This window comes from Dapis hubbardiae BLCC-M172 (genome assembly GCF_050016015.1).
Taxonomy (GTDB): domain Bacteria; phylum Cyanobacteriota; class Cyanobacteriia; order Cyanobacteriales; family Microcoleaceae; genus Trichodesmium.
On sequence record NZ_JBNHEQ010000151.1, the window covers coordinates 1 to 6,114 of the forward strand.

Annotated in this window: 2 protein-coding genes; one reads left to right on the forward strand and one right to left on the reverse strand. The window is 33.6% G+C overall.

Translation table 11 applies throughout. The annotated features are described in order from the left end of the window. Positions 1–479 precede the first annotated feature (479 nt). The gene (locus tag ACP6PK_RS13210) at positions 480–3,350 is read right to left on the reverse strand and encodes a CHAT domain-containing protein (protein ID WP_426560000.1); all 2,871 of its coding nucleotides are present in this window, start codon (positions 3,348–3,350) and stop codon (positions 480–482) included. Positions 3,351–4,211: 861 nt separating this feature from the next. On the opposite strand from ACP6PK_RS13210, the gene ACP6PK_RS13215 reads away from it, so the two are divergent. Beyond that, entirely contained in the window at positions 4,212–5,417 is a 1,206-nt protein-coding gene (locus ACP6PK_RS13215; protein ID WP_426560001.1) for a response regulator, read from the forward strand. Positions 5,418–6,114: the final 697 nt, after the last annotated feature.

Below are 6,114 nucleotides of genomic sequence, written 5' to 3' on the forward strand. Positions count from 1 at the left end.
CGGTTTTAACCAGAGGTAATTATCAATTATCCATTATCAATTATCAATTATTGAATTTGAGCTTTTATCTTTTCTTCTTCGAGTCAAGTGATTAATATTATTTCACTGAAGTTATAAGTCAATTTTTATCTAGCAAAAACCAGGGATATTTGGTTCTAATTTATGAAATTAAAGGTGATATCAACCAATCTGTAAAAGCTAGTAAAATCTTAACTTAATTCTAGAATGAAATAGCTAGAACCCCGCTTTTTAATCAGTTATTAGTTATAGCAGTTTTCATGTTTTTTAGAGTACAGAGATTTGCTTTAAAGGAAGAAGGAAGAAGGAAGAAGCAAGAAGTTTTGTAATCTACCTTTGTGAAAACCGCTATAAATATTTTTTCTAGAGGAGGCTAACTGTTTCGCTGCCCGACATATTTGCGGAGCAGTCCGTCAGGATAAAACGCAGTTCCTCCGCAGGAGGCTAACTGAAATTACTGCTTAAAATCCATTTCCCATTAATATAAATGATGCCCAATAATAAGGATTACTCCCTTCTTTATCCTTCCCAGTAATCATATTTATTTGAGCAGCGCGTAATGCTTCTGCTTGACTTTTTCCTTCTTGCAAAACTGTGTAAAAAGTATTCATTAATTGGTCTGAATTATCGTTAACTCGCCATAAAGAAGTTATTACTGTTTCTACTCCAGCATTTTGCATTTGATAACCCAAACCAACTATTTCTTCCCCATTACCCATCCGCCCACTAATATTAGTTTCGGCAGCACTTAATACTACCAAATCTATTTCAAATGACCAATTTTCCATATCGCGCAGAGTAATACGATCGCCATCTCCAAATAAGATAAAAGAATCTTCTGGTTTGCCATTTCCTTCTTTTTCTGTTAACAAGGCAACGGGGGTATCTAAATGCACAATATTGTAGTTATTAAAATCATTAATTGTTGTTTTTGAACTAAATTCACTGTTAATAAGTTGGCGAGTACCGGGAATTGTTTCTGCTAAATTTTCGACTAATTTGCCTGTTGTTGGTCTTAACTGAACTTGGCGACTTCCTATCTGAACTTGATATTTACCTTCGGTTAAAGCTGCTGCTAATAGACGGGGTTGATTTTTGGGTTGAGTCTCAAAATTTGTCAGACTAGCTGCAATAATATTATTTACAGCAAAACGTTCTACTAACCATTTTTCTCCATCATAAAGTGCTGTTAAAGGAAGATAGCGAAGTTGCTTATCTGGCGCATAAATAATTGTATTAATATTTGCTTTAGTTAACTCATCTTCTATTGGTTTGATTAACCAACCATAGAGTTTTTCTGCCGAGTTTTTCACATCTCCAACAGCATTAGAAATTGTACCTCGGAAGTCAGCGATCGCCCGTTCAATTTCTTCTGCTTTTACCTCTACAGTTTCATGTATTGTTTCTCCCTCTGCTGTGATTAATATTAATTCTAATTTGTCTGGCAAAATCAAGGGATAAAATAAAACTGTTCCGGGTAACTTTTGCAATTTTTCTTGCATATTTGGAAACTGTGAAAAATCAGCTTTGAGATTATTTTTATCGATTTCCCGCTCTAAAATATCTTTTGTTTCTTCAGCTAGAATTTTTTCTTCAGCAGCTAGCAATTTTACTCCGGTTACTGTTATTTCATTACCTGTTACATTGCCTAGATAATTATCTAATTCTTGAATTTTCAGCAAATCTAAAACCTGTTGAGCTTCAAAAATACGTTCTTGTTGTAATAGTAAATCTACTAAATTCCGATAAACTGTTTCAGTATTTTCTAATAGACTTTTCTGACTTTCCTGACTCCGCAGAGTTTCATTGATATTAATCGCTTGTTTATAAAAAACTACTGCTAACTCTGGTTTTTCTTGGGCGACTAATATTGTGCCTAACTGTCCATAAATTCGACCAGCCTTAGCGGTTTTTTCACTTTCTTGATATATGACTAATGCTTGCTCTAAATTTTCTAAAGCTTGAGGATATTGTTTCAGTTGAAATAAAGAATCTCCCATTCCTTGATAAGCTATAGCTACAGAATTTTTATCCTCTTTATTTGGCAAATTATCTAAAGCAAGTTTGTGATAATTTAGAGCAATCGAATAATCTCCAGAACTATAATAAACTTCTCCCAAAGCATTCATATTAGCAGCAATAACTGACTTATCTCCTACTTTCTTATTTATCGGTAAAGATTTTAGTAAAATTTGTTTGGCTTTCTGGTTTTCTCCTAAGCTGTCATAAACTTTTCCCAAACCAACCATTGTTTTACCTTCAGCAGCACTGTCTTCTGCTTCTTTGTAAAATACTAAAGCTGCTTCATAACTTGATTTTGCTTTGTCATTTTCTCCAACTTCATAATAGGCATCACCCAAATAATTTAAAGCTTCTAATTGCCCAGGTTTATCCTCTGCAACTTTAGCAGCTTCTAAACCTTTTTCATAAGCTGCTAATGCTTGACTTTCTTCTCCTTCTTTTTGATAAAGTGCGCCCATAAAACCATAAATTCGTCCGACACTTCTTTGGTCTCCAACACTTTCTAACATGGCAACTGCTTGCTTAAAATATTTGAGAGCTTCAGAATTTTCACCCTTTTCTCGATAAACAAAAGCAATATTATTTAATAACCTCCCAACTCCAGCACTATCATTAATTTCTCGACGCACACTTAAAGCTTTTTGATATTTTTCCAAAGCTTTGTCATAATTGCCTTGATTAAAGTAAACTACTCCCATATTGTTGAGGGTTCGACCAACGTCACGGCGATCGCCTACTTCTTCCCGGATAATAAGTGCTTCTTGGTAAAATTCCAGCGCTTGGTCAAGTTGTCTCTGACTTGCTTTAACCGCACCAATATTATGTAATGACTCTCCTTCTTTGGAGCGATCGCTAACCGCTTGAGAAATATCTAAAGCTTCTTGATGCAAATTTAAAGCTTGGGAAAACTCCCGCTGTCGCTGATAAACAAAACCAATAAGGTTTAAAGTTTCTGCGACACCAGAGCGATCGTTTATCTGGCGACGAATAGTTAAAGCTTTCTGCAAAACATCTAAAGCTTCTGAATATTCCCTTTGGTTAATATAGACATCCCCAATATTGTTAAGAGTTTGAGCAATTCCCCCTTGGTCTCCTAATTCCTTACGAATTGTCAAAACTTGTTCGTAAGTTTCTAAAGCTTCATCAAATGCTCCTCTGCGAAATTGTTCCACACCTGTTTCAAACAATTTATTTGCCTTGGTCTTAGGGGCAGAAGATTCAGAGGAATTTTCCATCTCTGGGGCAGGATTTTGGGCCAATACATTGGAAATAATTACAACGTTGGGTATGGCCGAAATGACAATAGCCATAACAGTCAAATAGCTAAAGTAAAAATAGGAATTTTTCACCGTGGAAGACCTCCTCATTCAATACAAGTTCTAGGTTTGAGATAAAACAGTTATTTAAAGACTACATATTTTGGCCATTTAATATAATTCTTGCTATGCTCCGATACGCAAGTCATGCATTGAGTGCGTAATTCTGAGGTTTCCGTTTCCTGCGGAATCCGTAAGGAAACAGAATGTAAGACGCACATCTGACAATCAAAAATCAAAAGTCAAAAATAATCCCTGACTTCGCGCCTTCTGTGGGTCGCCAATCCTACTTCCCATGTCAGATAGGGGAAGAGGGTTAGAGAGTTAGATTTTTTATTACCCACAACACAATTGAACCTGAAACCTACTACCTAAAACCTTCTTTAAAAATCTAAGAGTTTATACTCTCAACAGGTATTTTTTACCATTTTGCCTTTCTCAAATTTCTCAAGTTCAACCTGTGGCCAAGTAAGTTAATTTCGGTTAAGTAGGACTTATGGTAAAGTTAATTTAGATAGTTCTAAAATTATTTTATTCATATTGTTTAACATTCATTTTTTTTAGTGTAAAACAGGAAGTTGGGAATTATATAGATAATTATAGATAGATAAACTCATTGATTTACTTATTTTTTTTTGAATGCTTGAATTCTAGTTGTAAAAATAATTCTGATATTTTTTCTATAACAAGAAAATTAATTGGCAAAAAATCGGGTGTTATCTTGCTTTAAAGACGTCGCTCTTAAGAACTTACTTGAAAATAAAGTAAATGCCCAAATAACCATAAATATTATTTGTATAGTTTTAAATTTTATTCCCTCTAATTCCTGATTTTGTATGCAATTGGTATAAAAAAATGAACAATAATGAAAATAGCAAAAATAAACTTTTTAACTTAGTCCTCAATGAGCTACCCGATCAATTTACAGGCAAGTTAGAAGTAAAAAGCGAACGCCAAAGTTGGACACTATTTTTCTGTATAGGTCGTCTGGCTTGGGCTATGGGGGGGGCACATTATAATCGGCGATTTCACAAAATATGGCATCAATTTTGTTCTAATATTTCTCTAGACAAAATTAAGTTCCGAGAAGGAAATTATGCTATTTGTTATTACTATCATATTATGTCTGTTTTATCAAGACGAAAATCATTAACTACCCCTCAAGTAAAAGCAGTAGTGTTCGCAAATTTAAAAGAAGTTTTATTTGATATTCTACAGGAACAATCGGCACAAGAATTAACCTATAATTTATCTGATTCAGGATTAGACAAATCTTTAATCCTCATGTCTACAGTAATTCCAGTAGAAACTATTCTTCCTCCTATTAATAAGTTATGGCTGGAGTGGCAAAAGTCAAATTTAGCTGCATATTCTCCTAATTTAGTTCCTGTAATTATAAAGGATAAACAGTTACAAAAAGTTGCAAAAAATAACTCTTACAATACAATTACGAAGTTAGTTGATGGCAAACACTCATTGCGAGAAACTGCTGCTTTGGTAAACAAAGATTTGCGCCAGTTAACTTTATTTTTAATGCCTTATATTAAGAATAAATTAATTGAGTTACAGGAAGTTCCAGATAAAAAACGTTTAGAAGGAAGTCCTGGATTAGAGTCAGATGTTGATACAGAAACATCTCCTAATAAACCTCAAGCATTAATTGCTTGTGTAGATGATAGTAAAGAGATGTGTTATCTCTTAGAGAAAATTATGAAGAAGGGGGGTTATAAATTTCTCGGAATTCAGGATTCTATTAAAGCATTAGTCATGATTATTGAAGCTAAACCCGATCTAATTTTCTTAGATTTAATGATGCCAATTGCTAATGGTTATGAAATTTGTACTCAACTGCGAAGAGTGCCTATGTTTGAGAATACACCAATAGTTATATTAACTGGAAATGATGGAGTTGTAGATAGAGTTCGAGCAAAAATGGTGGGAGCTACAGGGTATTTAACTAAACCTGTTGAAGCGAAAAAAGTTCTAGCTTTAGTCAAGCGATATTTACAAAATCCTCCATCTGGTGATTCTGAAATAAAATCTGATGAATCAGATTTATAATTCAGTTGGAAATAAGCTATTAGCTATCAGCTTTTAGCAATAAGACCCTACTTTTAGGACTAGACTTGATCAAGATTTTTCTTAACACAAAGTTCGCTCTAAACAGAGAAGTTATGTATTTGAGATTAAATCAATTTTTGCCTTCTTCCTTCTTCCTTCTTTCTTCTTACTTTCAGACTAGACTTGATCAAGATTTTTCTTCACATAAAGTTCCCTCTAAACAGAGAAGTTATTTATTTGAGATTAAATCAATTTTCACCTTCTTCCTTCTTCCTTCTTTCTTCTTACTTTCAGACTAGACTTGATCAAGATTTTTCTTCACATAAAGTTCCCTCTAAACAGAGAAGTTATTTATTTGAGATTAAATCAATTTTTGCCTTTTTTCTTCTTCCTTTAAGGCTAGACTTGATCAAGATTTTTCTTCACATAAATTTCCCTCTAAACAGAGAAGTTATGTATTTGCTATTAAATCAATTTTTACCTTCTTCCTTCTTCCTTATTCCTTCTTTCTTCTTCCTTTAAGGCTAGACTTGATCAAGATTTTTCTTCACATAAAGTTCCCTCTAAACAGAGAAGTTATTTATTTGAGATTAAATCAATTTTCACCTTCTTCCTTCTTCCTTCTTTCTTCTTACTTTCAGACTAGACTTGATCAAGATTTTTCTTCACATAAAGTTCCCTCTAAACAGAGAAGTTA